The sequence below is a fragment of the Pseudomonadota bacterium genome (assembly GCA_023229365.1).
In the GTDB taxonomy this organism is placed as follows: domain Bacteria; phylum Myxococcota_A; class Polyangia; order JAAYKL01; family JAAYKL01; genus JALNZK01.
The window spans coordinates 22,486-48,071 of sequence record JALNZK010000022.1; the positions used below are offsets into that span (position 1 = coordinate 22,486).

The window sequence follows — 25,586 nt, forward strand, 5'->3', positions numbered from 1 at the left end:
TCAGTCCAGCTGCTCGGCGAGCGCGTCGAGCTCCGCGACGGCGCGATCCAGCGCGTGCGGCGGGCAGGGCAGCGCGGCGGTCCCCCCGAGCTTGGTCCCGCCCTCGAAGAAGTACAAGCGGACCGCGGCGGCCCGGCAGCCGACGCCGCGCTCGACTTCGTATCCCGCGTTGAACGCCGCGCAGGACGACGCGATGAGGCGTCGCGCGTCGTCCTGCGAGAGCTCGACGCGGGCGGAGAGGGGAGACGGGCAGGCGCCGTCGTTCGAAGGGGCGTCGCCCTCGGCGGCGGTTTCGATTTCGACGGCCCCGGCCGCGTCGACCGTGAGCGCGGTCGACGGGCCGCACGCGCCTCCCCCGCCGCGGCGGTGGTACACCAAGCGGTTCGCCCGCTCGCACGGCAGGGGCGGTTTCTCGAACAGCGGCCGGGCGCTCTTGACGGCGCGCATCGCCTCGCAGTGGGAACCCTTCGATGCCGCCGCGGGCGCCGTCGGCGCCTCAGCCGGGGTTTCGGTGCGATCCGGCGGCGTGATCGTCTCGGTCGGCTGCGGAGCCGGCTCGCCGATCTGCGGGATGTCGATTTCGGAGCCTGGAACCGTCGCGGTGTCTCCCGCGCTCGGGCCGGAGCCGTGCGCGGGAGCCGGCGATCCTCCGCACGCCGTGAGGAGCAGCGCGGCGAGCGCGGCGCACGCCGGAGGGAGCATCCGGACCGTCTCGAGGGTCATCCTCATGACATATTCGTTTTTTTTTCCCTGGAGCAAGGATAATAAGGGCACTCTGGTTGGGGACGGGGTTCGCGCGTGTCGCGGATCGCGAGAAGGAAGACCGCATGAGGAGATTCACATTGTCGGCCATCGCCTCCGTGCTCGTGTGCGGCGTCGCGTCCGCGGCCGACGGGGGGCTCGACGCGGGGGTGGACGCCGGCTGCACCTTCGGCGAGGCGGACTGCGCCTCGGAGCCGTGGATGTGGTGCAACGCGGAGAGCGAGTGGGTGGAGACCGGCTGCCTGCCAGTGGACGAGGACTTCGAGTACTCGCCCTGCAACTGCGCCCCGTCCGATCCGTGCGAGTGGGCGGAGGACAACTACTGCGACGACGGTTGCCTCTCGGTGGTGGCCGAGATGTTCGACGACTCCGTGGATTGCACCGAGATCGACGGCGGCGGCGATTCCGACTCCGACACCGACACGGACTCGGACGCCGACACGGACACCGGCGACGCGGGCGCGGGCGCCGACGACGGCGGAGGTTGCGGGTGCCGGCTCGCGGGCGCACAAAGGGAGCGCTCGTTCCTCTCGACGATCCTGTAGCGGATTCTGAAAGGTGGAGATCATGGATTCTTCCCGTCGGTGCGCGATGCTCGTCGTTTCGATTCTCCTGCTCGCGACAGCGGAGGCGCTCGCGGCCGACGGCGGCGCCGTGGACGCCGGTGTCGTGGACGCCGGCACGGACGGCGGCACCGACACGGACACCGATGCGTGCGACGGGGCGTGCGTCGAGGAGTTCTACAACGAGTGCGCCTGCGGAACCGACGACCCGTGCGGATGGGCGGGCGACGGGGTCTGCGACGAGGCGTGCGTCCTGCAAGGCCACGTCGACGAGATGTTCGACGACTCCGCGGACTGCGATCCCGTCCCGGACGGCGGGACGGACACCGACACCGACACCGACGCGGACACGGACACGAGCACCGACACGGACTTCGACGCGTCGACGGACGGGGCGAGCGCCTCGGCGTGCACGTGCGCCGCGATCGGCGGGGGCACGCCCTCGGGGCTGCTCGCCTCCCTCTTGCGCCTCTTCTGAGCGCGCCGTTCCGCCGTCACCGAGCGCCGATGCCGAGCAGCCGCGCGAAAGGCCCCGCGTGGACCGAGATCGCCCGGGAAGGGCACATCTCCTGGCAGCAGAAGCACGAGATGCAGCGATCCCTGTCTATCGCGATGCGATCCCCGTCGCGCGACATCGCGCCGGCGGCGCAGGCCTCGACGCACTGCGCGCACGACGTGCACGCCGCGTGATCGATCGCGGGCTTCAACGACAGGAGCGAGTCGATCATCGGGGCCAGCCACGTCGGACCGGCGATCCGGCGGAGCGCAACCGGCCGCGCGAGCGCCCACGGCGGGCTCGGGCGCAGCGACTCCGGCGACGGGCCGACGGTCTCGATATCCTCTGGGCGGGGGAGGAGGCCGAGCTCCGCGGCCGCCGCGAGCGTGGGCACGTTGGCAGGGTCGACGTCGACGATGCGGCACAGGGTCGCGTCGAGCGCGTGGCCGTTCGTCGCCGCGACGAGGCAGCCGAGGCGCCGCGGCGTCCCGGAACCAGGACCGTTCCCCTCCATGCCGATCACCGCGTCCAGGAGGTGGAGCTTCGGCGCGACCAGTTCGTGGATGTGGACCAGGAGGCGCGCGAACGCGCGCGGATCACGGCCCGAGCGGTAGTGCCACTGCGCCTTTTCCAGGCCGACGACGCCGCCGAACGTGTTCTTCACCGCCCCGGTCAGCACCATCTGCCCGTGCGTCTTCGCCTTGGGGAGGTTGACGAGCGCGTCGGCGTCCCGCACGCGGCGGGAGAGGGTGAGCCGCTGGAACGGGGCGCCGGGGATCGAGGCGTCCACTCCGTCGTCCGCGTCCGCGATCGTGAAGTCGTTCCCGTCCTCGAGGCCCAGCCGCTTCGCGGCGCGACGCGCGGTGCCCACGCCCGGGCTGTCGGTGACCACGACCGCCGCCGCCCCCGCCTCCCGGGCGAGCCGCGCGGCCTGGCGGATGATCTCGGGGTGCGTGCAGACCGCCCGGTCGACCCCCGACGCCCACAGGAAGTTCGGCTTCAGCACGACGCGCGCGCCCTCGGGGACGAGCGCCCGCGCCCCGCCCAAAGGCTCGAGGACTTCGCGCATCGCGCGTGCGACCGCGGCTGGCCCGTAGTCGCCGAGCTTCGCGAGGGAGACGCGCGGGTGTAGTCGTTCTTCGTTCAAGGTTGGCGGAGCGGCAGAGCGATCAGCCTCAGAAGCTGGCGCAGCAGTAGCCGGCGGATTCGGGGCAGCCGATCTGCATGCAGTACTCGCCGGCCTCGGCCGAGCACGCGAGCGCGCCCATCGGGGTCTCCAGGTTCTCGCACACGTCCGTGTTGATGCAGCACACGGCGCTGTCGCCCGCGCAGTCGCCGCCCGGATCGACCTCGGGATCGACCGCGTCCGCGGTGCCGCCCTCGCACTCCGCGTCCGCGGACTGGCAGACGCCGTCGAGATCGAACGAGATGTAGCCGCCGAACTCCACGGTGACGACGCACGGATCCCCGTCCGCGTCCGAGTCGGAGTCGGTGTCGGAGTCCGAGTCGGAATCGGTGTCGGAATCGCTGTCGCTATCGGAATCGGCGTCGGTGTCGGAATCGGCGTCGGAATCGGTGTCGGCGTCGGAATCCGTGTCCGAGTCGGTATCCGTCCCGGTCGGGATCCAATCGGTAGGCGCCGTGTCGCAGCCGCCCGCCGCGGCGACGAACAGGATCGAGCAGAGCACCATGACGACCATGCCCAGCGTTCTCATCTTCGTTTCCTCCGTTCTCTGAAACGTGGCGATACAGTAATCGTTACTGAAGTGCCGCGCACTAGATATCTGGCTCAGGGGAAGTCGGGGCGCCCGGTGCGGGCCGGAATCTATCTGTTTCGCCGTCGGGCAATTCGCCTTGATTTTTTTTATCGCCTCGCTAATCTGGTTTCTCCCCGCGCTCGTAAGCGGGGTCGAACCTCAGCGCTGAGCCCGAGTCCGAGCGCAGGTTCCAATGCACAGGACTCGGGCAGGAGAGTGCGCATTGATGAGGATCTTCGTTGGCAACCTACCGTTTACAACCGATGACCAGGAGCTTCGCGGCCTTTTCGAAGGCTTCGGGGCCGTCGAGTCCGCCAAGGTGATCACGGATCGTGAGACCGGCCGGTCGCGCGGGTTCGGGTTCGTTGAGATGAGCAACGAAAACGAAGCCCGCACCGCGATCGAGCAGATGGCGAACAAGGAGCTGGGGGGTCGGAACCTGACCGTGAACGAGGCGCGTCCGCGTGAGGCGAACGGCCGCGGCGGCGGCGGGCGTCCCCGCAAGAGCTGGTAGTCGTCCCGCGGTCCCTGCCTCCCGGAGCCTGACTACGAAATCGACAAGCCGTGCTGGAGCACCTGGGTGGCGCGATCCGCCGGCATCGCCTTCCCGTAGAGGAAGCCCTGGACCTCGTCGCACTGGAGCGACTTGAGGAGCAGCGCCTGGCGCTCGTTCTCGATCCCCTCGGCGACGACCTTCAGGCCGAGGGCGTGGGACATGGCGATGACGGACGACGCGATCGCGGCGTCGTCCTGGTTCTCGGGCAGCCCGTTTACGAACGACCGATCAATCTTGACCGTGTCGATGGGGAAGCGCTTCAGGTAGCTCATGGACGAATACCCGGTGCCGAAGTCGTCGAGCGCGAACCGGATCCGATGCTCCTGCAGCGCCGCCATCGTCCGCATCGCCCGCTCCGGGTTCTGCGCGGCGGTCCCCTCGGTGATCTCGAGCTGCAACCGCTGCCCCTGGACGCCGGTCTCCTTGAGGATCCGGAGCACCTGGGGCACCAGGTCGCTTCTTTGGAACTGGTGCGCCGAGATGTTCACCGCCACCCACGCGAGGGGGAGCTTCGAGTCGCGCCACGTTGCGAGCTGCTCGCACGCGGTCCTGAGCACCTGCTCGCCGAGCGGGACGATGAGGCCGGTCTCCTCGGCCACGGAGATGAACTTGCCCGGCAGGATCGTGCCGAGCTTCGGGTGCCGCCACCGGACGAGCGCCTCGAAGCCGCGGACCCGCAGGTCCCTGAGCGCCAGCACCGGCTGGTAGTGGACGGTGAGCTCGCCGTTGTCGATCGCCCCCCGGAGGTCGGTCTGTGTGCGCAGCCGCTCGACCGCCTCGCGGTGCATCTCTTCGTCGAAGACCGCGTGCCCGCCGCTCCCGCCGGACTTGGCCCGGTACATCGCCGTGTCGCCGTCGCGGAGCATCTCCTCGGCGCGATCGTACTCCGGCTTGCTCAGCACGATGCCGACGCTCGCGGTGATCTGCAGGGAGTGGCCGTCCGCGTCGATCGACGCGCCGATGCGGTCGATGACGTCGCGCGCCGTCCGGATCGCGTCGCCCGCGTCTCGCGCGTCGCCGAGCACGACGATGAACTCGTCGCCGCCGAGCCGCCCGATCGTGTCGCCCGGCCCGGCGCGGTCGAGCAGGCGTCCGGCCACCTCGCGAAGGACGACGTTCCCTGCGGCGTGCCCGAGGCTCTCCGTGATCACCTTGAACCTGTCCAGGTCGAGGAGCAGCACCGCGAAGCTGTAGTCTCCGTGCCGCTTCGCCATGCCGATGGCGCTGTCGATGCGATCGACGATCAGGTTCCTGTTGGGGAGCCCCGTCAGGTCGTCGTGCATCGCGTCGTGCGCGATCCGCTTCTCCGTGTGCCGCCCGTCGGTGACGTCCCGGCCGAAGACGTGCACGCGATCCCGCGCCTCCGATGGGTGGTACGACCAGTCGAAGATGCGCCCGCCGACCACGCTCTCGCCCCGCCGCGTGATCTCGGTCCTGCCGGTCAGCGCGCTCGCGACGATCTCCGCGTGGTTCTTGGGCACCAGATCCGCGGCGTCCGTCGAGTACTGCCACATGATCTTCTTCGCCCCGGGGTTCTCGTACACGATACGCCCCGCGGCGTCGCTCTGGAGCACGGGGTTCGGGTTCTCGCGGGTGATGGACGAGAGCCGCTTGTGCTCCTCCTCCGCGCGGGCGCGCCGGATCATCCCGGCCAGGGCGTCGGTCACCGAGTCGCAGAACTCGTGCTCGAGCAGGGAACGCATGGCCGGCTCGCGGACGCCGACGGTGAGGACGCCGAGCGGCGACTGACCGGCGATGATCGGGATCGCCAGGCGGTTCGCGTGGCAGTGCCCGGGGCACCCGTTCCCGGCGTCCGAGCCGCCCTCGACCACGACGGTCTCCGCCTTGCGCATTGCTGCGCCGCACGAGCACCTATCGAACGGCAGCGAGCGGCAGTCCCGCGCGAACTCCTCCGGCATGCCGGCGTGCGCGGCGAGCTCGAGCGTGCGCGTCCCTTGGTGCGCGAGGAAGATCGCGCCGCTGCGATCGAGAAAGTCGCACTCCGCGCGGAGGATGATGTCGAGCGCGGAGCGCAGCAGCACGTCGAGCGAGAGGTCCCCGAGCGCGAGCTTGAGCAGTGAGCTCGACACGTCCCGGATGCGTGAGGCGGCGCGCAGCTCCGCCGAGACCTTCAGCCGGTCCGTGATGTCGCGCAGCGTGACCGCCAGGCCCATGACCACCGGATCGTCGACCAGGTTCTTGCCGACCGCCTCGAACGTCCTGAAGCCGCCGCCGCGGCGCAGGAGGCGGAGCTCGACCGAGACCGGTGCGCTCGGGTTCGTGAGCACGAACCGGATCGCCTCCGCGGCCCGCGCGCGGTCCTCGGGGTGGATGAGGCCGAGCGCCGCCTTCCCGACGAGCTGGCTGTCGGTGTACCCGAGGCTCCTTCGCGCCGAGGGCGAGACGAAGCGCACGACGGCGTCCGTATCGAGGATGACGATGACGTCGGTCGATTGCTCGACGAGGGTGCAGAACAGCTTGTCGTCCAGCTTGTCCAAACGAGACCTCGCAGTGAACCGGTTCCTGCCGAGCTTGATAGGACGTATATTCTGTTCCCGATGATTCTAGACGATTTCGCTCCGATTCAGGACCCTAAAAAGATAGGCTTCGCCGACAGGGGCGGATGAACGCGAGGAGGTTCGGGTGAGCGCGAAAGGAACGAGGCGGATCGTCGTTGTAGGTGCCGGTCCCGCGGGCTACACGGCCGCGATCTACGCGGCGCGGGCCGGAAACGCGCCGGTCGTCGTGGAGGGGCTCGCGCCCGGCGGGCAGCTCATGATCACGACGGAGATCGAGAACTTCCCGGGGTTCGCGGAGCCGATCCAGGGGCCGCAGCTCATGGCGCAGATGCGCGCGCAGGCCGAGCGCGTCGGGGCGGAGATCGTGAGCGACCTCGTGAGCGCCGTGGATCTGTCGTCGCGGCCGTTCCGCGTGACCCTCGGCGGCGGCGGGGAGCTCCTCGCCGAGACGCTGATCGTGGCGACCGGCGCCGAGGCGCGGTGGCTGAACACCCCGTCCGAGGAGAAGTTCAAGGGGCGCGGCGTGTCCGCGTGCGCGACGTGCGACGGCTTCTTCTTCCGGGGCAAGGTGGTCGCGGTGGTCGGCGGCGGCGACACGGCGGCCGAGGAGGCGATCTACCTCACGAACCACGCGTCGAAGGTCTACCTCGTGCACCGCCGCGGCGAGCTTCGCGCCTCGAAGGTCATGGTCGGGCGCGTCCTCGCGAACCCGAAGATCGAGATGAAGTGGTTCCGCACGCCGGACGAGATCCTGGGCGACGACGGCGGCGTCACGGGGCTCAGGCTCGCCGATCCTCGGGACGGGAAGAAGGAGGAGCTGAAGCTCGACGGCGTGTTCATCGCGATCGGCCACCGCCCGAACACCGAGCTCCTCGGCGGGCAGCTCGCGCTCGACGCCGCGGGCTACATCGCGACGACGCCCGGCTCCACGCGCACGAGCGTCCCGGGCGTGTTCGCCGCGGGCGACGTCCAGGACCCGCACTTCCGGCAGGCGGTCACGTCGGCCGGCACCGGCTGCATGGCCGCGATCGAGGCCGGGAAGTTCCTCGAGGAGAACGGTTGATGTAGTCGATTCGGGCGAGCGCTTCAGGTGGACAAGAACTGTTCCGCGGTCAACGAGGCCGCACGGAGAATCGCACGAAGCGTGCCCTCTGGAACGTCTCCGGGGTGATGCGGCACGGTCGTTCGCCGGCCATCCGAGTGCCGCCAGATCTCGTGACTACCCTTCGCCGTTCGGTCGAAGCCGAAACCCAGCGCCCTGAGGCGCCGCGTGACTTCGCGGTAGTTGAAACCGGCCAGCTCTCCCATTACGGCACTGCGACGGGTACGCTAAAAGACAGGGATTTGCTCTTCGTCGCGGACTGGAAGACGAGCGGGAGGGGATCTCCGTGCTCGAGGCACGATTCCGCAATCTTCCGTGCGACATCTTTGGCAATATCGATCGTTTCTCCGAGCGTGCGGCCCTGCGCGACGAGCCCTGGGACGTCCGGGCTCGTTGCCACGAATCCGCCCTCGTCGAGCTCTTCGATCTCAAGCAGCACGACGGCTTCTTCGATGTTCTGAGCGTTCATGGACGAAAAGTACCACCGGACCCGGCGAGCGTCCATCGGTCCGAGGGGCTGCGTGTCCGGCATGATGGCCTGTTCGAGCTGCGACTCTGTCTCCCTACGGCCCGCCGCCCATAGAGCGCACAATCGAAATCTCGGCCATCTCCTCGTGTCCTGGTGCTGTGAACCTGTACCTGGTGATGAATTCGCTGTGACCGTCGACATAGAGGTCCTCCTCCGTCTCGACCGCCTCCACGGAAATGGATCCGTCGGGGAGTTGCAGCGCAAGAGTCCCAATCAAGCTGGATGCGCTAAAAAACTCGGCCAGCGTCTCACCCTTGTTGGGTTGTCTGTTGAGGACGAGAACCGCCTTGTGGAAGCAGGCTGCGACCGCGTCCAGCTTCGCCTGGACGCCGCCATTAGGCGCGGCCGCGTGGCACGTGCCGTTCATCGTTTGAGGCTTGGCCTGTTTGCTCGGTGTCGGCGGTTCGGTCACAGGGCCGCGTGCGGTCACAGCTGGGCTGCTACACGCACTCACGAGCATTACGAATAGAAGGCAAATGATGTGCATCGATTCCTCGCTCCGTTCAATCACCTTCGCGACAAAGCCGCAACGATCGCCGCGGTGTGCGCCGGCGTCGATCCGCAGCAGCTCCCGATGATCGAGACGCCGCGTTTCACCCAGCCCTGGGCGAGCGCGGCGTACTCATCCGGGTTCATGTACGCATCACCAGCCCAGCCTTGCCTTTCCTCCGCTCGCCCCAGGTTGGCGTAGACGGAGACGGGCGCGGCGTTCTCTTCGAGCAGGACGTCCAACGCCACGTCGACGAACGCGGGCGGCACGCAGTTGATGCCGACGGCGATCGCGCCGCCGCCGACGAGCGCGCGCGCCGTCTCGGCGAGCGGCTCTCCTGACAACAGGTCGCCGTTCGCACGCGTGACGACGCTGGTGACGAACGGAACCTTCTCTCGTTCGCCAGCGCGGGCGGCCGCGCGGGCCGCGGCGAGCACCTCGGCTGCGGAAGGGAACGTCTCGAGCAGGAGAGCGTCCACGCCGGCTTCGACGAGCACCGCCGCCAGCGCGAAGTGCTCCCGCTCCGCTTCCCTGGATTCGGGCGCGAGATCCGGCCGGAAGCAGTCCTCGAGGGGCCCGATGGAGCCCACAACGAACGCGCCCGTCGGCTCGGCGGCGCGCCTGGCGATCTCCACGGCGGCCCGAGCGGCGTCGCGCCACCGACCATCGGGTCTTCCGGCCGAGGCGAACGTCCATCGAGTCGTGCGAAACGTGCACGTGGTCAGGAGATCGGCGCCGGCCGCGGCGTGCTCGGCGTGTATCGACTCGAGGAGCGCCGTGTGCTCGAGCGGTGCGCGGCCGGACCAAAGGGGGGCGCCCGTGTCCGCCCCGCGGTCGTCGAGCCGGGTGCCGACCGCGCCGTCGAGGATCAGCGGGCGCCCGTCCGAGACCGCCGCGCCGAGCGCCTCGCGAAAGCCCCTGCGCGCGTCACGGCCCGGCATCGCCCTTCACCCCCGTCGCGATACCTTTCGACGCGCCGTACCAGGCGCCGACCTCCAACGCGGCCGGCTTCGCGCGCGGCGTGTACTCCTTGCTCGTCGGCCCGCCCCAGCCGAACCAGTTCCAGAAGTACGCGCCGGCGAGGCGGTCCTCGCCGTCCCAGACGCGCCGGAACGACTCGTAGCAGCGCCTTTGGAGGTCCAGGTCGAGCGCCTCGTTCGCGCCCTCGTTCCACGGGCGCGCCGCGGCGCCGCGCTGGCTCAGGTAGCCGACCTCGGTGATCAGGATCGGCTTGCCGATCCGATGCTGCCACCGCATGAGCCTCCTATGGACCTCGCGCCACGAGTGCACGAGGGCTTCGATCGGCGGATCCTCCTCGAGCGCCTTCTCCTTCCGCGCGAGCTCGAAATAGCCTGTCACGCCGGCGTAGTCGAGCGCGTCGAAGAACGCGATCTCCTCATAGTGATCCCAGTTCGCGGAGTAGGTGAGGGCGCCCGTGTACACGCGCCTTACGGCCGCGATGATCTTGCGCCAGCGCGCCGCGTCGACGTCCATCGACGCGAGCTCGGAGCCGACCGAGAGGAGCGGCACGCGCAGCCGCTCGGCCAGCTCTGCGAAGGAGAGGATGTACGCCTCGTAGCTCGCGTAGAACGCGTCGATGTCGGCAGGCTCGAGGTTGCCGCGCCAGTTGCCGCCGGACTCGTCCTCGAGGCGCAGGATAGGGAAGAGGAAGACCTCGAGCCCGCGCGCCCGCGCGTCGCCTATCGTGCGCTCGACCGTGGCCATCGGCGCCGAGAAGCGGGGGTGCCGGTAGATGGAGAACGACTTGTGGTCCTTCATGTAGTAGGGGACGACGATCGCCACGTGCGACGTCCCGACCGCGGCCATCTCGTCGAGCATGTCGACGTAGGACCAGCCCGGATCCTCGCTGTACAGGCCGAGCGCGACCCCCCGCTGGGCCGGGGGCCGATCCGTCGCGTACGCCGGCTCGCGCGCGTCCGCCGCGGCCGCGGCGGCGAGGATCGCGATCGCCGCGAGGCTACATGATCGCGTCATCGGGGTACTGGTAGACATGGCGAATCCTGACGTTGGAGTACCTGTCGAGCTTCAGCCGCATCTTGTCGAGGTGATCCACGAGCGCGCGCGGCGGCATGCCCGCGCCATGCGCGCGCTCGACGATCTTGCCGATCGCCTCGTGCGCCTCCCGCGGGTGGAGCACGGCGCTGCGCCCGGTCGTCGGGACGCCGTCGACGAGGACGATGCGCGCGTCGAGGATGTCGCCCGCCGCGAGCCCGGTAGGCGGCAGCGTCCAGATCGCGCGCCAACGCCCGCCGCCGCCGAGATCGTCGAGCTCGAGCTCGGCGCCGCGGATGCGCCTGAGCCGGAACGCCGTCCGCAGGGTGACCGTGAGGTGCTCGAACGCGACCCGATCCGCTGGATCCAGCGTGTGACCGTGCGCGCGGAGGAACGCCTCGGCCGGCGTCGCCCCCGATGTCGATGGCCGGTCGAGGAGGTAGTAGTCGAGGAACATGTTCATCCGGAGCTCGTACCACGGCTCGCCCTCGACGAACTCGCCCGTCCTCCTGTGGAACTCCTCGCGGGCGAGGCGCGCGTCGTCCAGGCCGTCGCGCGTGGCGTGGGCCTGGAGGCGATCGAGCAGCGGTTCGTACGATCCGGTCATGGTCGCGATATTCGGAGAGCGCCAGGCCGCGGTCAAGCGGTTCTCCTTGGCGAACGCCTTTCACGTGGTAATATGCGCGGCAACGACCGTGAATTCAGACAAGTGGAGGGAAGCATGAGGGCCAAACCGCGTCTCTTCGGACTGCTCGCCGCCGCGCTCGTCGTCGCGTTCGCGTTCGCGACCGGGTGCAAGAAGAAGGAGGAGCCGACCGCCACCGCCGTCGAAGCCGCTCCGAAAGGACCCGACTACCAGGTGTTCGCGCCGCTCAAGCAGGCGACACTGGAAGTCAAGATGCCTTGGGTCATGGGGGAGGGCGCCGATCCGGACAAGCCGTGCTTCAAGCCGGTCGAGGACGCGCAGCCCGCCGAGGCGGACGTCGTGCTGAAGGAGACGGTGAACGACAACCTCAAGGGCGTGAAGAAGGCGATCGTCGAGTGGATGATCGAGGTGCTGCAGCCGGACGGGCTCTCGCGCGCGATCGCGGAGAGCTGGACGATGTCGTTCGAGGACGTCGTCGCCATCGAGGTCGCGCCGGACGCCGTGCGCTTCGTCGACGATCCGCAGTGCTTCGGGAAGTCGGGCTGGCTCCCCGACGGGCAGCACCTCGCGACGACGGTGGTCGGCGTCAAGGCGATCAAGTTCGAGGCCAACCTGCCCGTGGGGAACGCCCTCAAGGCGGCGATCCACGAGGCCGCCGGCATCAAGAGCGTCGTCATGGAGTCCGACGCCCTGTTCGACTACTCGCCGGCCGTCGACGCCGCCGGGCAGCCGCTCATGGATCCGGACGGCAAGCCGTTGTTCAACTCGCCGACCGGGGAGTACATCGGAGAGGCCGAAGTGCCGCCGGCCGAGAAGCGGCAGATGAAGGAGTGGACCTTCAAGCTGGCGACGCCGCTCTACGTCGGCGTGAAGGAGCTGCCCAAGGACGCGGTGCGCAAGGAGAGCGCCAAGGACAAGTGCGACATCATCATCATTCCCGACGTGCCGAAGCCCCAGCCGCCGGAGTGCGCCGAGTTCAGCGAGGTCGGCTTCACGGTGACGATCCTCGAGGGCGAGGAGAAGCCCGTCTCCATCACGATGGTCGTGGGCGACCAGAACAAGGGCATCACGCTCGCATGGAAGGAGGCGACGAAGGTCCAGGTCAACGACCGGATCATCCTCTGGATCCAGCCCGAGAAGGTCGAGGTCGGCGTCAACCTGAAGCTGAACAGCCTCGTCCTCAACCCGCAGCCGATGGCCGAGGGCGAGGGCGGCGGGGAGCCCGAGTACGGCGAGGGCGGCACGTTCAAGTCGGACAAAGAGGTGGAGAAGGCGAAGGCCGAGGGCAAGGCCGCGGCCGACGAGGAGAAGCCCGCGAAGGGGAAGAAGAAGGACAAAGCCAAGGCCAAGGAAGAGGAGAAGGCCAAGGAGAAGCCCAAGAAGAGCTCGGACAAGCCCGAGGACGCCCTCGACAACTACCTGAACCAGTAGAAGAACCCGCCGGTCCTTCCCTTCCTGTCCATTCCGTCCATTCGGTCCATTCCGTCCATTCGGTCCATTCCGTCCATTCGGTCCATTCCGTCCACTCCGATCAGACCAGCGCCCTCGGCGATGGACGAAGTGGACTCGATGGACGATGTGGACGAGTGAGAACGGAAAGGACGGGAGGGGAAAGGGAAGCGGCGCCTACTCGTCCTTGTCTCCGCCCGCGATGTCGCCGAGCTTCTGGCCGAGGAGATCGCCGAGCGTCGCCTTGTCCGAGCCCTTGCGGGCCTCGGCGGCGCGGAACTCCGAGAGATCCGCCTCCGCGTCGCGCCCGATGAGCGACTTCATGGAGAGGCCGATCTTCCGCTCCTGCGTGTCGACGGTGATGATCTCCGCCTTGACCACCTGCGCCTCGGTGACGACCTTGCGCGGGTCCTCGACGCGCTCGTTGCTCATCTCGGAGACGTGGATGAGCCCCTCGATGCCGGGCTCGAGCTCGACGAACGCGCCGAAGTCGGTGATCTTGATGACCTTGACCTCGCGCACCTGGCCGAGCGGGTAGTCCATCGGGATGCGCTCCCACGGATCCTCGTACAGCTGCTTGATGCCGAGGCTGACCTTCTCCTCCTCGTAGTTGATGCTGAGGATGACCGCCTCGACCTCCTCGCCCTTCTGGAACAGCTCGGACGGGTGGTTGATGCGCTGCGTCCACGACAGGTCGCTCTTGTGCGCCATGCCGTCGATGCCGTCCTCGATCCCGATGAAGATGCCGTAGTCGGTGATCGAGCGGATCTTGCCCTTGACCGTGTCGCCGGGCTTGTACTGATCCGCGAACCTGTCCCACGGCCGCGGCTCGAGCTGCTTCAGGCCGAGCGAGATGCGCTGCGCCTCGATGTCGACGTCGAGCACCACGCACTCGACCTCGTCACCGACCTCGAGCATCTTCGACGGGTGCTTGACGCGCTTCGTCCAGCTCATCTCCGAGACGTGGATGAGCCCCTCGATGCCCTGCTCGAGCTCGACGAACGCGCCGTAGTCGGTGATGGAGACGACCTTGCCCTTGACCTTGAGGCCGATAGGATAGTTGCTCACGGCCTGCGCCCACGGATCCGGCATGGTCTGCTTCAGGCCCAGCGAGACGCGCTCGGTCTCGGGGTTGTACTTGAGGATCTTCACGTTGAGGGCGTCGCCGACCTTCAGCATCTCGGACGGGTGGCCGACGCGGCCCCAGCTCATGTCCGTGATGTGGAGGAGGCCGTCGATTCCGCCGAGATCGACGAAGGCGCCGTACTCGGTGATGTTCTTCACGATGCCCTCGACGACGATGCCTTCCTTCAGGTTCTTGAGCGTGTGCTCCTTCATCTGGTCGCGTTCCTGCTCGAGGAGGGCGCGCCGCGAGAGCACGATGTTGCCGCGTTTCTTGTTGAACTTGATGACCTTGAACCTATGCGTCTCGCCGATGAGCCGCTCGAGGTTCCGGATCGGGCGGAGGTCGACCTGTGAGCCCGGCAGGAACGCCTTCACGCCGCCGCGGATGGTGACCGAGAGGCCGCCCTTGACGCGCTGGCTGATGGTGCCCTCGATGATCTCGTCGCGCTCGCACGCCGAGGAGATCTCGTCCCACACCTTCAGCTTGTCGGCCTTCTCCTTGGAGAGCTCGACGAGCCCGCTGTCGTTCTCGAGGTTCTCGAGGAACACGTCGACGTCCTGCCCGACGCCGACCTTGATCGAGCCGGTCGTGTCGGCGAACTGAGAGATCGGGATCTCGCCTTCGGACTTGTGGCCGATGTCGACGACGACGAAGTCCTTGCCGACCTTGACCACGTGCCCCTTGACGATGCGTCCCTCCTTGAGGGAGTTGTCGGTCTCGAAGTGCTCGGAAAGAAGCGCCTCGAAATCGTCCGTGCCGCTGCTCTGGTTCATGGTTTTCATCTCGCTCATGCTTCTGGTAGGCTGTGCGCCATTCTCCTTTCGGGTGCCCGCTATCGGCCACTAGAGAAAAAATCGTTGAAATAACAACGGGTTGTGGCTGTGGAAGGCACGCGGGCTGCTAATTACTGTCTTTCTTCTTCGATGTCAAAGGAAAACGGCGGCCACGCGCGCCGAGATCGCCGCGACCACTTCGTCCACGGACATCCCGTCGCAGACGAGCTCGAACGCGTCCTCGGCCCGCACGAGCGGCGATGCCTCGCGTTCGCTGTCGGCGCGGTCCCGCTCCGCCTGGTCGCGCTCGACCTGTTCGGGGGTGACGGCCTCGCCGCGCGCCTCGAGCTCGAGGAACCTGCGCCGCGCGCGCTCCTTCGCGGTCGCCGTGAGGAAGATCTTCACCTCGGCGTCCGGGAACACCACCGTGCCGATGTCCCTGCCCTCGAGCACCGCGCCGCCCCCTCGTCCGAGCTGGCGCTGGACCTCGAGGAGCGCCCGCCGGACCTCCTTGAGCCGCGCGACCTCGGACGCGCCGCGGCTCATGTGCGGCGTGCGGATGGCGTCGCCGATGGCCTCGCCGTCGACGACGAGCCCGCCGTCCTCGGCGAACGAGAACTCGCGCGCGCCGGCGAGCTCCGCCAGCCGCTCCCCGTCGTCCCAGGCCACGCCGTGCAGATCCGCGAGGTAGGCGACGCTGCGGTAGAGCGCGCCGGTGTCGACGTAGTGGAAGCCGAGCGCCCGGGCGAGCGCCCGCGCGACGGTGCTCTTGCCGGCCCCGGACGGCCCGTCGATGGCGACGACCGGGCGGGCGCGCGTCATTCGTCCCTCTCAAGCATCGGCGGCTCGAGCTCCACGGGGCCATCGTCGCCGTTCTCCGACATCAGCTCGCGGATCTGCGCGAAGCGCTCGACGAGCGTCTGCAGCTGGCCGACGTCCGCCGCGTCCAGCTCGGCGCGGATCTCGACGCGCTCGTTCTCGCCGGCGATCGCGATGCGCCCGAGCAGCGCCGCGACGCCCATGAGGCGGACGATCGCGTTGCCCGCGAGCTGCCGGATCGTCCGCTTGAGATCGCGTCGGGCCCGCGCGGCGACCTTGGGATCGTCGAGGACGAACGCGATCTCCGCCGTGGCGCCCTCGCCGAGCCTCAGGGTGCCTTCAGCCGACGCGGCGCTGCGGCTCCAGCCGAAGCCCTTGAACGGGCCCGCGCGCAGCCTGTCGATGGCGAGCGACTCGGTGCCGCGGCGGAAGCGGTACACGGCCGAGAGGCCCTCGCCGATCGCGAGATCCGCGAACGCGTCGTCCTCGAGCAGGGAGCGCCCTTCCCGGCGGGCGAGCGCCGCCGCCTCCGCTACGATCGCCTTCGTCCCGAGGCCGATCGTTCGCTTGGTCAGCGCGACGGCCTCGAGCGGCGCCTCCCCGCCGCCGCCTTTCGCCGCCGGGCTCGCGGCGATCCGAGCCGCCAGCGACTCGGCGTCGATCCGCCCCTTGGCGACGACGAGGATCTCGTCCGCGCCGTCGCCGTCCGGGTTCCCGCCCGTGATCAGGAGCTCGTCGATCGCGGGCAGCGGATCGGACTCGGCTAATCCGCGAAGCGCGGCGAAGGTCGGGTCGGTCATCGCGAGCTCGCTCAGCCCCCACAACGGCGAGGCGCGGAGCGACGCGACATCGACGCGCGCGACTTGGCTGTAGGCAGCCGGCGCGAGCGCGAGCAGGTTCTCGTCGACCGGCGGCGGTGGCGGCGCGGGTGGCGACGGCGGGGGTTTCGGCGCGCCGCAGGCGAGCGCGAGCGCCGCGAGAGTTATCAGGATCCGACCCGTCATGGCGAAATCAAGCCCTCGCGTCGCGGCCCTGTCAATCCGCAATTCGAGGGACGAGGTGCGAACGATCTTGCCGACCGCGAACGCGGCGCCGCACTTGGAAGGGCCTGACGCAACACGAGCCGAACGAGCAGCGATCAACGAACGTGTTGAAAACAAGTGCGAAAGTCGATAATTGCGCGGCGCACGAAATAGCCGAGGACGATGGTTCGAAACTTGCTGGCACGCGCGGTGGGCCATTGTATTCGTTTTCATCCGGAGGTGCCCGATGTTCGATGTCCCGTCGACGGAGTTGCGGAAGAAGCAGGGCGAAGAGGGCGAGAAGGAGAACGGCGCGCCCCGCGTCGAGGTCGCCGAGGCCAACGACGTCAGCCTGGCGCGCAAGCGCATCGCCATGCTGTTCGACGAGGGCACGTTCGAGGAGATCGGCGCCGGCGTGGTCGGGAGATCCACGGACTTCGGGCTCGAGAACAAGCGGATCCCTGGCGACGGGGTCATCACCGGCTCGGGTGAGGTGAACGGCAGGATCGTGTTCGCGTTCTCCCAGGACCGCACCGTCATGGGCGGCTCGCTCGGCGAGGCGCACGCGAAGAAGATCACGCGCATCCAGGATCTCGCGATGCGCGCCAAGGCCCCGCTGGTCGGGATCAACGACTCCGGCGGCGCTCGCATCCAGGAGGGGATCGACTCGCTCGGCGGCTACGGCGAGATCTTCCACCGAAACGTCCTCGCGTCGGGGATGTGCCCGCAGATCTCGATGGTGCTCGGGCCGTGCGCAGGGGGCGCCGTCTACTCGCCGGCGCTCACCGACTTCGTCGTCATGGTGCGCAAGCAGAGCTACATGTTCCTCACCGGCCCCAAGGTCGTGAAGACGGTCACGTTCGAGGAGGTGACGGCGGAGGCGCTCGGCGGCGCGGACGTCCACGGCCGGACCACGGGCATCTCGCACCTTGTGTACAGCGACGAGATCCAGGCGATCTCCGGGGTCCGCGAGCTCCTCGGCTACCTGCCGCAGAGCTACCTCGAGCGGCCGCCGTACATCGAGACCGCGGATCCCATCGAGCGCGACGCGAGCGAGCTCGACGCGATCATCCCCGAGTCCTCCCGGCAGATCTACGACGTGAAGAAGATCCTCCTGTCCGTGGCCGACCGCGGGAGCTTCTTCGAAATCCAGAAGAACTGGGCGAAGAACATCGTCGTCGGGTTCGCGCGTCTCGGCGGCTACTCGGTGGGGATCGTCGCGAACCAGCCCGCGATGATGGGCGGCGTTCTCGACGTCAACGCGTCGCGCAAGGCCGCGCGCTTCATCCGGACGTGCAACGCCTTCAACATCCCGATCATCTCGTTCGTGGACGTGCCCGGGTTCCTGCCCGGCACGGGCCAGGAGCACAACGGCGTGATCGCGCACGGCGCCAAGCTGATGTTCGCGTACTGCGAGGCGACGGTGCCGAAGCTCGCGGTGATCCTGCGCAAGGCCTACGGCGGCGCCTACATCGTCATGAGCTCGAAGCACGTCGGCGCGGACGTGAACCTCGCGTGGCCGACCGCCGAGGTCGCCGTCATGGGTGCCGCGGGCGCGGTCGAGGTGCTCTTCTCCAAGGAGATCGCGACGAGCGAGGACAAGGAGCGCAAGGTCGAGGAGTACGAGACCAAGTTCCTGAACCCGAGCCGCGCCATGGAGCGCGGGTACGTCGACGCGGTCATCAAGCCGAGCGAGACCCGCGCCAAGCTGTACCGCCACCTCAAGTCGAACCTGAACAAGGTCGAGGTCCGCCCCGAGCGCCGCAACGACAACATCCCGACCTGAGGACTGGGAATGGGAATCATTGGAATCATGGGATCTATGGGAGTTCCATGCGATCAAACTACGATTTTTCCAGAATGAAGGGGGAGAAGAACCCCTACGTCAAGGCGCTCAAGCAGCCGGTCACGATCCGGCTCGATAAGGCGTCGATCGAGTACTTCAAGGAGCTGGCGGGCGAGCTCGGGATCCCGTACCAGAACCTGATCAACCTCTACCTGCGCGACTGCGCCGCGAACAAGAGGAAGCTGTCGCTTGAGTGGGCGTCCTGACGGCGGCGGGAGAGGGCCCCTTCCGCTTCGGGAATACCCGCGCATTTCGTTTGTTCGTTGACGAAAGTGGTCGTCCGCGCCACCTTCGCGCGCGGGGCAAGTGCAAGAGAGGTTTTCCAACATGATAACGGCCGAAACCGTGATCGAGGTCCACGATCTCGCCAAGTCGTACGGCGCGATCCGCGCCCTGGACGGCGTGTCGTTCGGCGTGCGCCGCGGCGAGGTGCTCGGCTTCCTCGGGCCGAACGGCGCGGGCAAGACGACGACCATGAAGATCCTCACCTGCTTCATCGCCCCGACCGCGGGGCGCGCGGCGGTGGCGGGCTTCGACACCTTCACGCACCCGCTTGAGGTCAGGCGGGCGATAGGCTACCTGCCGGAGAACGCGCCGCTCTACAGCGACATGCGCGTCAGAGAGTACCTCGATTTCGTCGGCGAGATCCGCGGGCTCGCGAAGGCCGCCCGGCGGGCGGCGGCGGGGCGCGTGATCGAGCAGTGCGGTCTCGGCGACGTCGTCGACCAGGAGATCCGCACGCTCTCCAAGGGGTTCCGGCAGCGGGCCGGCCTCGCCCAGGCGATGATCCACGACCCGGCGATCCTGATCCTCGACGAGCCGACCTCCGGCCTCGATCCGAACCAGATCGCGGAGATCCGGACGCTCATCAAGCACGTCGGGAAGGAGCGCACGGTCATCCTCTCGACGCACCACCTCGCGGAGGTGCAGATGACCGCGGATCGCGTCGTCATCATCCACCAGGGCAGGCTCGTCGCGGACGGCAGCCTCGACGAGCTCGAGCGGCAGCGCGGGGGCGCCATCTACGACGTCGCGATCGCCGCGCAGGCGGGCGGGCTCGGCGCGGTCGAGGGCGCGCTGCGCGCGATCGAAGGCGTCGTGGAGGTCGCCGCGGCCAACGCCGAGGGCGGCGAGGAGCTGCGCGTCACGGTGCGCGGCCGGGGCGCGGCGGACCTCCGCGCGGAGATCTTCCGGACGGCGGTCGCGAACGGGTGGACGCTGCTCGGCCTCGCGCGCAAGCACGTCGACCTCGAGAGCATCTTCCGGCGGCTCACGACGGCGGACGAGCCCGGGCGCTCCGCCGGGAAGGAGGAGGTGGCGCCATGAGCACGATGCTGGCCATCTGGCGCCGCGAGTTCAAGGCGTACTTCAACTCGCCCGTCGCGTACTTCGTCATCACGGTCTTCCTCGCGCTCGTCGGGATCCTGTTCTTCATCCCGTTCTTCGCCCAGGACCGGGTCTCGATGCGCGGCTTCTTCGGGCTCGCGCCGTTCCTGTTCACGTTCTTCGCGCCCGCGATCACGATGCGCCTCCTCGCCGAGGAGCGGCGGACGGGCACCCTGGAGCTGCTCATCACCATGCCGGTGCGCGACGTGGACGTCATCCTCGGCAAGTACCTGGCCGCGGTGAGCCTCCTCGCCGTGGCGCTCGCGCTCACCTTGCCCTACGCGTTCACGATATCGGCGTTCGGGCCGCTCGACTGGGGCCCGGTGTGGGGCGGCTACGTGGGGCTCCTGCTCATGGGCGGCGCGCTCCTCGCGATCGGCGTCGCCGCGTCGAGCTTCACGGAGAACCAGATCATCGCGTTCGTCATCGCGCTGTTCGCGTCGATGGCCTTCATGATGGTCGACAGGTTCCTCACGTTCCTGCCCTCGACCGCGGCGGCGGTCGTCGAGTACCTGAGCTTCGACTACCACTTCCGGAACGCGTCGCGCGGCGTGATCGACTCGCGGGACGTCGTCTTCTACTGCTCGTTCGCGGTGTTGTGCCTGTTCCTGGCGTTCCGATCGCTCGAGTCGCGGCGGTGGAGGTAGGGCCATGCGCGAGAAAACGAAGCTCAAGAGCCAGTCCACGGTGTTCCTGCTCGTGCTGCTGGGCATCCTCGTGCTCGTCAACGTGCTCGGCGTGCGGTTCTTCGGGCGGGCGGATCTCACCCGCGACGACGTCTTCACGCTCTCCGGCGCCTCGATCTCGCTCATGGAGCAGCTCGACGACAAGCTCGTGGTGAAGGCGTACTTCACCAAGAACCTCCCCGGGCGGTTCGCGTCGCTCGAGCGAAACGTGCGCGACGTGCTCGAGGAGTACCGCCAGCACTCGGGCGGCAGGATGACGGTGGAGTTCCTGGATCCGACCGGGGACGAGGAGGAGGAGGCGACCGCGAAGAGCCTGGGGATCCAGAAGATGCCGAACCCCGACATCGAGAAGGATCAGACCACCATCAAGGAGGGCTACCGCGGCATCTCGCTCAGCTACGGCCAGGAGACCGAGGCGATCCGCGCCGTGGACTCGGCGGTCGGGCTCGAGTACCTCATCACGACGACCATCAAGAAGGCGGTCGGCCGCAAGTCGACGATCGGCTTCCTCGTCGGGCACGGCGAGCCGGAGGTCGAGCCTCCGCCGGAGGACCCGAAGCGGCCGCTCCTGCCCGAGGAGAAGAAGAACCGCGGCGCGTACCGCAACATCCGGAACAACCTCGAGATCTACAACTACCGGCAGGTCGACCTGAAGAAGGGCGAGGTCGACGTGCCGCCGGACGTCGACGCGCTCGTCATCGTCGGCGCGAGCCAGCCGCTCGACGACAAGGAGCTCTACAGGCTCGATCAGTTCCTTCTCCGCGGAGGGTCGCTCGCCGTGATCCTGAGCGGCGTCGACGTGGTGGGGAAGCAACAGCAGGATCTCCCGATGCTCCCGCCGACCTACGAGACCAAGGTCAACGGCTCCAGGCTGCGCGAGCTGCTCGGGGCGTACGGGGTCGAGCTCGGGAGCGCGCTCGTCTTCGACAGCCAGGCCGCGAGCTTCTCGGCGCAGTGCCCGCCCTTGCCGCTGCCGCTCCCGCGGCCGTACCCCGCGTGGCCGGTCGTGACCGCGTTCGACGACGAGCACCCGGTGACCTTCCGGCTCGGCAGCCTGACCATGACGTACGCGACCGAGGTCCGCGTCTCAAAGGAGGCGGCCGCCGACAAGGCGCGAAACGCCGCGGAGCTCGCGTTCTCGTCCGGCAGCTCGTGGACCGTGGGCGGCGACTCCGCGATCGTCGATCCGTGCGGCATCGCCGAGCCGCCGAACCTCGAGAGCGGGTTGCCGGTCGCCGCCGCGATCTCGGGCCGGTTCCGGAGCTACTTCCAGGGCGAGAAGGCGCCCGTCGAGCCCAAGCCCGACGCCGGGCCGGAGGGGCGGCGGCTGAAGGAGAGCCTCGAGCCGGGACGGCTCATCGTGATCGGCACGTCGGGGCTGCCGCTCGACGAGTCGCTCATGTACATCGCCCGCGCCGATCAACGGCGGGCGGCGAACAACTTCATGTTCATGCAGAACGCCCTCGACTGGATGACCAACGAGGACGACCTCATCGCCGTGCGCATGAAGACGGTCAACGACCCGCCCATCGAGCGCGGCGAGGAGAGCGCGAAGGCGATCGCGAAGTGGGGAAACATCGTGGGCGTGCCGCTCCTGTTCATCCTGTTCGGGGTCGTCCGCTGGAGGATCCGTGTGCGCAGGCGCCCCACGAAGGAGGCGAAGCCGAATGCGTAAGATCATCATCGCCGTCGTCGTCTTGGCCGCCCTCGGCGCGGCCGCGTTCCTCGCCCTGCGCGAGGAGCCCGACGCCGCGAGGCAGTCGGCGAAGAGCGCCCTCGTGCCGCTGCCCGCGGAGCGCCTGAGCCGGATCGAGATCAAGCGCCACGAGCCGTCACAGGATCCCATGGACGACGAGTTCATCACGCTCGAGCGCGAGGGCGACGTCTGGAGCATGACGAAGCCCGTCGCGTACCCGGTGAACGCGACCTCCGTGGCGAAGATGGTCGAGGCGCTCGGCGCGCTGAAGACGATCGACGTGATCAGCGACAACAAGGCGAAGCACGCGGTGCTCGAGGTCGACGACGCGCTCGGCATCGAGGTGAAGGCGTTCGACGGGGAGAAGCAGCTCGCGGGCTTCATCGTCGGTGTCTCGCGCGGCGACATGACGATGGTGCGGCTGCCGGGTAAGGACGAGGTCTACCGCGTGAAGGGCGCGATCCGCACGACGTTCAACAAGTCGGTCAAGAACCTGCGCGACCACACCGTGACGAAGCTCGACCGCGGGTCGGTGGTGCGCGTCCGGATCACGGGGCCGGAGGGCGTCTTCGAGATGGCGAAGAAGGGCGACGGAAAGGACGCGAAGTTCGAGCCGGTCGGCGATCCGATCCAGAACTTCGACACGCGCAAGGCGGACGGGCTCGCGAACGCGCTCACCGGGCTCTCGGCGCGCGACTTCGTCGACGCGCCCGTGACCGACGACGTCTCGGGGCTCGGCGAGGGCGCCATGCGGGTCGTGTTCGAGGCCGCGAAGGACGGCGTGAAGGGGACGTTCACGGTGCTGATCGGCAAGACGCTCGAGAAGGAGCGCGAAACCTACGTCAAGACCTCGCTCTCGGACCAGGTGTTCCTCGTCGCGTCGCACATCGTGTCGCGGTTCAAGACGAAGGCCGCGGACTTCGCGCGGACCGACGAGCAGGTCGCCGACGAGGAGAAGCGGCGCAAGGAGGCGGAGGATCACACCCGGATGCACGAGGATCACGCCCAGGCGGGCGCCGCCCGGGAGGCCGCCGGCCAGTCGATCCCCCCCGAGATCCTCGAGCAGCTCAAGGCGAAGATGGCGAACCAGCCGCAGGGCGGGCAGCCGGCACCGCCGCCGCCGCACGACGCGCACTGAGCGCCGCGGGCGCGGGCGACGCGAGCATGCACGACCCCCCCGACACTTCGCGCGCGCCGCGCGTGATCGCCGTGGCAGGCAACATGGGCGCGGGCAAGTCGAGCCTCGTCGAGTGGCTCGAGCTCGAGTTCGGGATGGCGCCGTTCTTCGAGCCGCACGACGAGAACCCCTACCTCGCCGACTTCTACGCGGACATGCGGCGCTGGGCGATGAGCTCGCAGCTGTTCTTCCTCGTGCGCCGCTTCCAGATTCACCGTGACGTGCTCGCCCGGGCGGCGCTCGATCCGCGCCCGATCGTGCAGGATCGCACCATCTACGAGGACGCGGAGATCTTCGCCGCGCACCTCCGCGACCAGGGCTGCATCGACGATCGCGACTGGGCGACGTACCAGGAGCTCTACCGGGCGCTGCGCGACGAGATCCGGCCGCCGGACCTCATGATCTACCTGCGCTGCCCCATGAAGACGCTCGTCCGACGCATCCGCCAGCGCGGGCGCGAGTACGAGCGGAAGATCCCCCGCGCCTACCTCGCGTCGCTCGACCGCCTCTACGAGGAGTGGTTCGCGCGGTACGATCTCTCGCCGACGCTCGTCATCGAGACGGATCGGCTCGACTACGTGGAGCGGCTGTTCGATAGGCTCGAGGTCGCGCGCGCCATCCGCGAGCACCTCGGAGTGTGAAACCCATCCCCCGCCCCCTTCCCGATGCGGGAAGGGGAGCAGCTGTTTTGATCAGAACAGATGCTTCCCCCTTCCGCTTCGGAAGGGGGATCGAGGGGGTAGGTCACGTCGTCGGCATGCTCCGCTTGAGCCGGTGCCGTTCGAGCACCGCGAGCATCGCCTTCTGCGCCGCGGCCGCCTCGACGATCGCGACCTTCGGCGGGCGCTCCAGCGCCCCGTACACCGCGAGGAAGAGCGAGATCGCCTCGACCGGATCGACGAGCTGCTCCGGGCGGCCGGGCAGGGCGACGACGAGCTCCGCCTCGCCGAGCGCGCGCGCCGCGTCGAACATCCGCCGCAGCGCCCCCTCTGTCCGCGCGGCGTCGAGCGCGTCCCGCGGGCCGAGCCCGAGCACGACGAGGTGCGACGGCGCCAGCCGGTCGTCGAGCGGCACGAGCAGCTTCTCCCCGGCCTTCCCGGTGAGGAAGCCTCGGATCACGAGCCGCGACAGGTGACCGTGCAGGCGCCAGTCGACGGCGCCGGTGATGCCGGCGAGCGGGTGGCGCTCCTCGAACGTGAAGAGGACCAAGCGCGCGCCCGCGTGGTCGGCGAGCTTCGAGAGGCGGGGCGTGACGAACGCGACGTTCAAGTGAGCCTGCTCAGGTCGCGCGCGATCCTGTCGAGGACGCCGTTCACGAACGCGGGCGAGTCCTCGGTGCCGAACCGCTTCGCGAGCTCCACCGCCTCGTTGATCGCCACGCGCGGCGGCGTGTCGGGGCGGAAGCGGAGCTCGAACACGCCGAGCCGCAGGATGTTCCTGTCGACGAGGCTCATGCGCACGAGGCGCCAATTGTCGCTCGCCGACACGATCATCTCGTCGAGCTCGCCGACACGGGCGGCCACGTCGAGGAACGTCTCGCGCGCGAAGTCGTCCGGGAACGGGCCCTCTCCGAAGCTCGAGCGGTAGGACTCCACGACGCGCTGCGGCTCCTGCCCGGAAGCCTCGAGCTGGTACAGCATCTGGAGCACGACCTCGCGTGCGCGGCGGCGCGTGGACATCGAGCGGCTCAGATCTTGCGGAACAGGTCGGCCATCTCGATCGCGGAAACCGCCGCTTCGTAGCCCTTGTTGCCCGCCTTCGTGCCGGCGCGTTCGATCGCCTGCTCGAGCGTGTCGGTCGTGAGGACGCCGTACGCGACCGGCTTGCCGGACTCGAGCGCCACCTGCGCGAGCCCCTTGGTCACCTCCGCGGCGATGAAGTCGAAGTGCGGCGTGTCGCCGCGGATCACCGCGCCGAGCGCGATGACGGCGTCGACGTTCTTGCGCGCCGCGAGCTTGCGGGCGACCGCGGGCAGCTCGAACGAGCCCGGGACCCTGACCATCACGCACTTGTCGAGATCGCACCCGTGGCGCGCGAGCGCGTCGAGGCAACCCTCGACGAGCCTGTCCACGATGAAGCTGTTGAAGCGCGAGATCGCGATGGCGAACCTCAGCCCCGACGCGTTGAGGACACCCTCGATCGCGGCCGGCCCGCCGCTGCGCTTGGTTTCCAT

General features: G+C 68.6%; 28 protein-coding genes. 12 read left to right on the forward strand and 16 right to left on the reverse strand.

All coding sequences use genetic code 11. The annotated features are described in order from the left end of the window. A complete protein-coding gene (locus M0R80_12225) occupies window positions 1-723 on the reverse strand; it encodes a hypothetical protein (protein MCK9460396.1) in 723 nt (240 codons plus the stop codon). 104 nt (window positions 724-827) lie between these two features. Here M0R80_12225 and M0R80_12230 point away from each other — a divergent pair, with 104 nt between their 5' ends. Together M0R80_12230 and M0R80_12235 are read left to right on the forward strand one after the other, a co-directional pair. Continuing rightward, the gene (locus tag M0R80_12230) at window positions 828-1,307 is read left to right on the forward strand and encodes a hypothetical protein (GenBank protein ID MCK9460397.1); all 480 of its coding nucleotides are present in this window, start codon (window positions 828-830) and stop codon (window positions 1,305-1,307) included. Window positions 1,308-1,329: 22 nt separating this feature from the next. Further along, window positions 1,330-1,803, forward strand: a complete 474-nt coding sequence (locus tag M0R80_12235; protein ID MCK9460398.1) for a hypothetical protein — start codon at window positions 1,330-1,332, stop codon at window positions 1,801-1,803. 16 nt (window positions 1,804-1,819) lie between these two features. On the opposite strand, the gene M0R80_12240 is transcribed toward M0R80_12235, so the two are convergent. Beyond that, a complete protein-coding gene (locus M0R80_12240) occupies window positions 1,820-2,968 on the reverse strand; it encodes a DUF362 domain-containing protein (protein MCK9460399.1) in 1,149 nt (382 codons plus the stop codon). Between the two features lie 28 nt (window positions 2,969-2,996). Beyond that, complete coding sequence (locus M0R80_12245) at window positions 2,997-3,536, reverse strand: hypothetical protein (GenBank protein MCK9460400.1); 540 nt, start codon at window positions 3,534-3,536, stop codon at window positions 2,997-2,999. A 268-nt stretch (window positions 3,537-3,804) separates the two neighbouring features. Here M0R80_12245 and M0R80_12250 point away from each other — a divergent pair, with 268 nt between their 5' ends. Beyond that, complete coding sequence (locus tag M0R80_12250) at window positions 3,805-4,092, forward strand: RNA-binding protein (protein ID MCK9460401.1); 288 nt, start codon at window positions 3,805-3,807, stop codon at window positions 4,090-4,092. Window positions 4,093-4,124: 32 nt separating this feature from the next. On the opposite strand, the gene M0R80_12255 is transcribed toward M0R80_12250, so the two are convergent. Beyond that, complete coding sequence (locus M0R80_12255; protein MCK9460402.1) at window positions 4,125-6,632, reverse strand: EAL domain-containing protein; 2,508 nt, start codon at window positions 6,630-6,632, stop codon at window positions 4,125-4,127. 145 nt (window positions 6,633-6,777) lie between these two features. On the opposite strand from M0R80_12255, the gene trxB reads away from it, so the two are divergent. Then, entirely contained in the window at window positions 6,778-7,716 is a 939-nt protein-coding gene (gene trxB, locus M0R80_12260) for a thioredoxin-disulfide reductase (GenBank protein MCK9460403.1), read from the forward strand. A 23-nt stretch (window positions 7,717-7,739) separates the two neighbouring features. On the opposite strand, the gene M0R80_12265 is transcribed toward trxB, so the two are convergent. The 6 genes from M0R80_12265 to M0R80_12290 form a co-directional block, all read right to left on the reverse strand. Next, window positions 7,740-7,961: a type II toxin-antitoxin system HicA family toxin gene (locus M0R80_12265; protein ID MCK9460404.1), complete on the reverse strand. Its 222-nt coding sequence runs from the start codon at window positions 7,959-7,961 to the stop codon at window positions 7,740-7,742. Next, window positions 7,961-8,224, reverse strand: coding sequence for a type II toxin-antitoxin system HicB family antitoxin (locus tag M0R80_12270; GenBank protein ID MCK9460405.1), 264 nt, complete (start codon window positions 8,222-8,224; stop codon window positions 7,961-7,963). The genes M0R80_12265 and M0R80_12270 overlap by 1 nt, the downstream gene beginning before the upstream one ends. A 94-nt stretch (window positions 8,225-8,318) precedes the next feature. Beyond that, a complete protein-coding gene (locus M0R80_12275; GenBank protein ID MCK9460406.1) occupies window positions 8,319-8,651 on the reverse strand; it encodes a hypothetical protein in 333 nt (110 codons plus the stop codon). Window positions 8,652-8,791: 140 nt separating this feature from the next. Next, a complete protein-coding gene (locus tag M0R80_12280) occupies window positions 8,792-9,715 on the reverse strand; it encodes a homocysteine S-methyltransferase family protein (protein ID MCK9460407.1) in 924 nt (307 codons plus the stop codon). After that, a complete protein-coding gene (locus M0R80_12285; protein ID MCK9460408.1) occupies window positions 9,702-10,769 on the reverse strand; it encodes a hypothetical protein in 1,068 nt (355 codons plus the stop codon). The genes M0R80_12280 and M0R80_12285 overlap by 14 nt, the downstream gene beginning before the upstream one ends. Next, a complete protein-coding gene (locus tag M0R80_12290) occupies window positions 10,753-11,394 on the reverse strand; it encodes a hypothetical protein (protein ID MCK9460409.1) in 642 nt (213 codons plus the stop codon). The genes M0R80_12285 and M0R80_12290 overlap by 17 nt, the downstream gene beginning before the upstream one ends. Before the next feature lie 114 nt (window positions 11,395-11,508). On the opposite strand from M0R80_12290, the gene M0R80_12295 reads away from it, so the two are divergent. Next, on the forward strand, window positions 11,509-12,864 hold the full coding sequence (locus M0R80_12295) for a hypothetical protein (GenBank protein MCK9460410.1): 1,356 nt from the start codon (window positions 11,509-11,511) through the stop codon (window positions 12,862-12,864). Between the two features lie 195 nt (window positions 12,865-13,059). Here M0R80_12295 and M0R80_12300 read toward each other — a convergent pair whose 3' ends face one another. The 3 genes from M0R80_12300 to M0R80_12310 form a co-directional block, all read right to left on the reverse strand. After that, window positions 13,060-14,799 (reverse strand): 30S ribosomal protein S1, encoded by a 1,740-nt coding sequence (locus tag M0R80_12300; protein ID MCK9460411.1) that lies wholly within the window; start codon window positions 14,797-14,799, stop codon window positions 13,060-13,062. Window positions 14,800-14,934: 135 nt separating this feature from the next. Continuing rightward, entirely contained in the window at window positions 14,935-15,603 is a 669-nt protein-coding gene (gene cmk / locus M0R80_12305) for a (d)CMP kinase (protein MCK9460412.1), read from the reverse strand. Then, window positions 15,600-16,604, reverse strand: a complete 1,005-nt coding sequence (locus M0R80_12310; GenBank protein ID MCK9460413.1) for a hypothetical protein — start codon at window positions 16,602-16,604, stop codon at window positions 15,600-15,602. The genes cmk and M0R80_12310 overlap by 4 nt, the downstream gene beginning before the upstream one ends. A gap of 265 nt (window positions 16,605-16,869) precedes the next feature. Between M0R80_12310 and M0R80_12315 the strand changes: the two genes are divergently transcribed. The 7 genes from M0R80_12315 to M0R80_12345 all read left to right on the forward strand — a co-directional run bounded on the left by M0R80_12315 (window position 16,870) and on the right by M0R80_12345 (window position 24,054). Then, window positions 16,870-18,408, forward strand: a complete 1,539-nt coding sequence (locus tag M0R80_12315) for an acyl-CoA carboxylase subunit beta (protein ID MCK9460414.1) — start codon at window positions 16,870-16,872, stop codon at window positions 18,406-18,408. Between the two features lie 47 nt (window positions 18,409-18,455). Next, window positions 18,456-18,674 (forward strand): BrnA antitoxin family protein, encoded by a 219-nt coding sequence (locus M0R80_12320; GenBank protein MCK9460415.1) that lies wholly within the window; start codon window positions 18,456-18,458, stop codon window positions 18,672-18,674. 121 nt (window positions 18,675-18,795) lie between these two features. Then, complete coding sequence (locus M0R80_12325; protein MCK9460416.1) at window positions 18,796-19,794, forward strand: ATP-binding cassette domain-containing protein; 999 nt, start codon at window positions 18,796-18,798, stop codon at window positions 19,792-19,794. Continuing rightward, window positions 19,791-20,501 (forward strand): ABC transporter permease, encoded by a 711-nt coding sequence (locus tag M0R80_12330; GenBank protein MCK9460417.1) that lies wholly within the window; start codon window positions 19,791-19,793, stop codon window positions 20,499-20,501. Before M0R80_12325 ends, M0R80_12330 begins: the two co-directional genes overlap by 4 nt. 4 nt (window positions 20,502-20,505) lie before the next feature. Continuing rightward, a complete protein-coding gene (locus tag M0R80_12335) occupies window positions 20,506-22,215 on the forward strand; it encodes a GldG family protein (GenBank protein MCK9460418.1) in 1,710 nt (569 codons plus the stop codon). Next, the gene (locus M0R80_12340; GenBank protein ID MCK9460419.1) at window positions 22,208-23,374 is read left to right on the forward strand and encodes a DUF4340 domain-containing protein; all 1,167 of its coding nucleotides are present in this window, start codon (window positions 22,208-22,210) and stop codon (window positions 23,372-23,374) included. Before M0R80_12335 ends, M0R80_12340 begins: the two co-directional genes overlap by 8 nt. A 26-nt stretch (window positions 23,375-23,400) precedes the next feature. Next, window positions 23,401-24,054: a deoxynucleoside kinase gene (locus M0R80_12345; GenBank protein MCK9460420.1), complete on the forward strand. Its 654-nt coding sequence runs from the start codon at window positions 23,401-23,403 to the stop codon at window positions 24,052-24,054. Between the two features lie 103 nt (window positions 24,055-24,157). Here the strand turns inward: M0R80_12345 and M0R80_12350 are convergent, their stop codons facing one another. The 3 genes from M0R80_12350 to ribE are packed head-to-tail and all read right to left on the reverse strand — an operon-like array spanning window position 24,158 to window position 25,586. Beyond that, complete coding sequence (locus M0R80_12350; GenBank protein MCK9460421.1) at window positions 24,158-24,682, reverse strand: hypothetical protein; 525 nt, start codon at window positions 24,680-24,682, stop codon at window positions 24,158-24,160. Then, window positions 24,679-25,092, reverse strand: a complete 414-nt coding sequence (gene nusB, locus M0R80_12355; GenBank protein MCK9460422.1) for a transcription antitermination factor NusB — start codon at window positions 25,090-25,092, stop codon at window positions 24,679-24,681. Before nusB ends, M0R80_12350 begins: the two co-directional genes overlap by 4 nt. 8 nt (window positions 25,093-25,100) lie before the next feature. Further along, window positions 25,101-25,586, reverse strand: coding sequence for a 6,7-dimethyl-8-ribityllumazine synthase (gene ribE, locus M0R80_12360; GenBank protein MCK9460423.1), 486 nt, complete (start codon window positions 25,584-25,586; stop codon window positions 25,101-25,103).

Bases quoted from the DNA above. Each gene is read 5' to 3' on its own strand.
- M0R80_12300 (MCK9460411.1), bottom strand. From the start codon at position 14,799: ATGAGCGAGATGAAAACCATGAACCAGAGCAGCGGCACGGACGATTTC.
- M0R80_12295 (MCK9460410.1), top strand. From the start codon at position 11,509: ATGAGGGCCAAACCGCGTCTCTTCGGACTGCTCGCCGCCGCGCTCGTC.
- M0R80_12330 (MCK9460417.1), top strand. From the start codon at position 19,791: ATGAGCACGATGCTGGCCATCTGGCGCCGCGAGTTCAAGGCGTACTTC.
- M0R80_12320 (MCK9460415.1), top strand. From the start codon at position 18,456: ATGCGATCAAACTACGATTTTTCCAGAATGAAGGGGGAGAAGAACCCC.
- M0R80_12225 (MCK9460396.1), bottom strand. From the start codon at position 723: ATGACCCTCGAGACGGTCCGGATGCTCCCTCCGGCGTGCGCCGCGCTC.
- M0R80_12235 (MCK9460398.1), top strand. From the start codon at position 1,330: ATGGATTCTTCCCGTCGGTGCGCGATGCTCGTCGTTTCGATTCTCCTG.
- M0R80_12265 (MCK9460404.1), bottom strand. From the start codon at position 7,961: ATGGGAGAGCTGGCCGGTTTCAACTACCGCGAAGTCACGCGGCGCCTC.
- M0R80_12245 (MCK9460400.1), bottom strand. From the start codon at position 3,536: ATGAGAACGCTGGGCATGGTCGTCATGGTGCTCTGCTCGATCCTGTTC.
- M0R80_12270 (MCK9460405.1), bottom strand. From the start codon at position 8,224: ATGAACGCTCAGAACATCGAAGAAGCCGTCGTGCTGCTTGAGATCGAA.
- M0R80_12310 (MCK9460413.1), bottom strand. From the start codon at position 16,604: ATGACGGGTCGGATCCTGATAACTCTCGCGGCGCTCGCGCTCGCCTGC.
- M0R80_12325 (MCK9460416.1), top strand. From the start codon at position 18,796: ATGATAACGGCCGAAACCGTGATCGAGGTCCACGATCTCGCCAAGTCG.
- ribE (MCK9460423.1), bottom strand. From the start codon at position 25,586: ATGGAAACCAAGCGCAGCGGCGGGCCGGCCGCGATCGAGGGTGTCCTC.
- M0R80_12345 (MCK9460420.1), top strand. From the start codon at position 23,401: ATGCACGACCCCCCCGACACTTCGCGCGCGCCGCGCGTGATCGCCGTG.
- M0R80_12285 (MCK9460408.1), bottom strand. From the start codon at position 10,769: ATGACGCGATCATGTAGCCTCGCGGCGATCGCGATCCTCGCCGCCGCG.
- M0R80_12230 (MCK9460397.1), top strand. From the start codon at position 828: ATGAGGAGATTCACATTGTCGGCCATCGCCTCCGTGCTCGTGTGCGGC.
- M0R80_12250 (MCK9460401.1), top strand. From the start codon at position 3,805: ATGAGGATCTTCGTTGGCAACCTACCGTTTACAACCGATGACCAGGAG.
- M0R80_12340 (MCK9460419.1), top strand. From the start codon at position 22,208: ATGCGTAAGATCATCATCGCCGTCGTCGTCTTGGCCGCCCTCGGCGCG.
- M0R80_12315 (MCK9460414.1), top strand. From the start codon at position 16,870: ATGTTCGATGTCCCGTCGACGGAGTTGCGGAAGAAGCAGGGCGAAGAG.
- M0R80_12280 (MCK9460407.1), bottom strand. From the start codon at position 9,715: ATGCCGGGCCGTGACGCGCGCAGGGGCTTTCGCGAGGCGCTCGGCGCG.
- nusB (MCK9460422.1), bottom strand. From the start codon at position 25,092: ATGTCCACGCGCCGCCGCGCACGCGAGGTCGTGCTCCAGATGCTGTAC.
- cmk (MCK9460412.1), bottom strand. From the start codon at position 15,603: ATGACGCGCGCCCGCCCGGTCGTCGCCATCGACGGGCCGTCCGGGGCC.
- M0R80_12335 (MCK9460418.1), top strand. From the start codon at position 20,506: ATGCGCGAGAAAACGAAGCTCAAGAGCCAGTCCACGGTGTTCCTGCTC.
- M0R80_12275 (MCK9460406.1), bottom strand. From the start codon at position 8,651: ATGAACGGCACGTGCCACGCGGCCGCGCCTAATGGCGGCGTCCAGGCG.
- M0R80_12290 (MCK9460409.1), bottom strand. From the start codon at position 11,394: ATGACCGGATCGTACGAACCGCTGCTCGATCGCCTCCAGGCCCACGCC.